Source organism: Paenirhizobium daejeonense (assembly GCF_014280875.1).
GTDB classification, from domain to species: domain Bacteria; phylum Pseudomonadota; class Alphaproteobacteria; order Rhizobiales; family Rhizobiaceae; genus Allorhizobium; species Allorhizobium daejeonense.
Genome location: NZ_JACLAL010000010.1, coordinates 1 through 2500, shown reverse-complemented (window position 1 = coordinate 2500; position 2500 = coordinate 1). Strand labels below are relative to the sequence as shown.

The window sequence follows — 2500 nt, the reverse complement described above, 5'->3', positions numbered from 1 at the left end:
GAATACCCTCGGGGGTAGAGCACTGGATGGGCTATGGGGACTCACCGTCTTACTGATCCTAACCAAACTCCGAATACCGAGGAGTACTAGTCGGCAGACACACGGCGGGTGCTAACGTCCGTCGTGAAAAGGGCAACAACCCTGACCTCCAGCTAAGGTCCCCAAGTCATGGCTAAGTGGGAAAGGATGTGAGGATCCCAAAACAACCAGGATGTTGGCTTAGAAGCAGCCATCATTTAAAGAAAGCGTAACAGCTCACTGGTCTAAATAAGGGTCTTTGCGCCGAAAATGTAACGGGGCTAAAGCCATGCACCGAAGCTGAGGATGTGGATTTATCCACGTGGTAGCGGAGCGTTCCGTAAGTCTGTGAAGGGGGATCCGTGAGGACCCCTGGAGATATCGGAAGTGCGAATGTTGACATGAGTAACGATAAAGGGAGTGAGAGACTCCCTCGCCGAAAGACCAAGGGTTCCTGCTTAAAGTTAATCTGAGCAGGGTTAGCCGGCCCCTAAGACGAGGCGGACACGCGTAGTCGATGGGAACCACGTTAATATTCGTGGGCCTGGTGGTAGTGACGGATTGCACAAGTTGTACTGGTTTATTGGATTATCAGTGCAGCGGAGCGGTTCCAGGAAATAGCTCCACCGTACAGACCGTACCCGAAACCGACACAGGTGGTCAGGTAGAGTATACCAAGGCGCTTGAGAGAACTATGCTGAAGGAACTCGGCAAATTGCACGCGTAACTTCGGAAGAAGCGTGACCCCATGGCACGCAAGTGTTGTGGGGTGGCACAGACCAGGGGGTAGCGACTGTTTATCAAAAACACAGGGCTCTGCGAAGTCGCAAGACGACGTATAGGGTCTGACGCCTGCCCGGTGCTGGAAGGTTAAGAGGAGAGGTGCAAGCTTTGAATCGAAGCCCCAGTAAACGGCGGCCGTAACTATAACGGTCCTAAGGTAGCGAAATTCCTTGTCGGGTAAGTTCCGACCTGCACGAATGGCGTAACGACTTCCCCGCTGTCTCCAGCATAGACTCAGTGAAATTGAATTCCCCGTGAAGATGCGGGGTTCCTGCGGTTAGACGGAAAGACCCCGTGCACCTTTACTATAGCTTTACACTGGCATTCGTGTCGGCATGTGTAGGATAGGTGGTAGGCTTTGAAGCTTGGACGCCAGTTTGAGTGGAGCCATCCTTGAAATACCACCCTTATCGTCATGGATGTCTAACCGCGGTCCGTTATCCGGATCCGGGACAGTGTATGGTGGGTAGTTTGACTGGGGCGGTCGCCTCCGAAAGAGTAACGGAGGCGCGCGATGGTGGGCTCAGACCGGTCGGAAATCGGTCGTCGAGTGCAATGGCATAAGCCCGCCTGACTGCGAGACTGACAAGTCGAGCAGAGACGAAAGTCGGTCATAGTGATCCGGTGGTCCCGCGTGGAAGGGCCATCGCTCAACGGATAAAAGGTACGCCGGGGATAACAGGCTGATGACCCCCAAGAGTCCATATCGACGGGGTTGTTTGGCACCTCGATGTCGGCTCATCGCATCCTGGGGCTGGAGCAGGTCCCAAGGGTTTGGCTGTTCGCCAATTAAAGCGGTACGTGAGCTGGGTTCAGAACGTCGTGAGACAGTTCGGTCCCTATCTGCCGTGGGTGTAGGAATATTGACAGGATCTGTCCCTAGTACGAGAGGACCGGGATGGACATATCTCTGGTGGACCTGTTGTCGTGCCAACGGCATAGCAGGGTAGCTATATATGGAAGGGATAACCGCTGAAGGCATCTAAGCGGGAAACCCACCTGAAAACGAGTGTTCCCTATCAGAGCCGTGGAAGACGACCACGTTGATAGGCCGGGTGTGGAAGCGCAGCAATGTGTGAAGCTTACCGGTACTAATAGCTCGATTGGCTTGATCGTTCTCATTGACCATGCTCATCAAGGGCCCGCAGCGGCCTTGATGATGCTGAAAACAAAGACGTGTTCATAAAACAAAAGAGGCTTCACGCCTCGCCAGCTTCTCAAATTGTTGCGCTTCGCTGACCTGGTGGTTATTGCGGGGCGGCTGCACCCGTTCCCATTCCGAACACGGCCGTGAAACGCCCCTGCGCCAATGGTACTTCGTCTCAAGACGCGGGAGAGTAGGTCGCTGCCAGGTCTGCAAAACGCAACAAAACAAAATCTTCTCCAAACACAAAGGGCCTCGAGCCCATATCGAGGCCGCACTAATCGCGGCCTCTTTCGTTTGAGCGTCACATCGACGAAATCAACCGCCAAACCAAATGGTCTGGCAATTCCGGCAAGCCTAAGGGAATGCCGATAAAACAGGCCAAAAACGGCCCGTTATCTTGGTGACGCGGGGTGGAGCAGCCCGGTAGCTCGTCAGGCTCATAACCTGAAGGCCGCAGGTTCAAATCCTGCCCCCGCAACCAAATTCCACATAATAAATCCAAATCTCCTCTCTACATCAAACTCGTCAGAATTTGACCGGCCTCCCAACGGC

The 2500-nt window shown here is 54.0% G+C and carries 1 tRNA gene and 2 rRNA genes (1 of these 3 cut by a window edge); all 3 read left to right on the top strand.

The annotated features are described in order from the left end of the window. Positions 1-1917 (top strand): 23S ribosomal RNA (locus H4I99_RS20850) (it extends 882 nt beyond the left edge of the window). Between the two features lie 123 nt (positions 1918-2040). Beyond that, positions 2041-2155 (top strand): 5S ribosomal RNA (gene rrf, locus H4I99_RS20845). A gap of 197 nt (positions 2156-2352) precedes the next feature. Then, positions 2353-2429: transfer RNA gene (locus tag H4I99_RS20840), tRNA-Met, on the top strand. Positions 2430-2500: the final 71 nt, after the last annotated feature.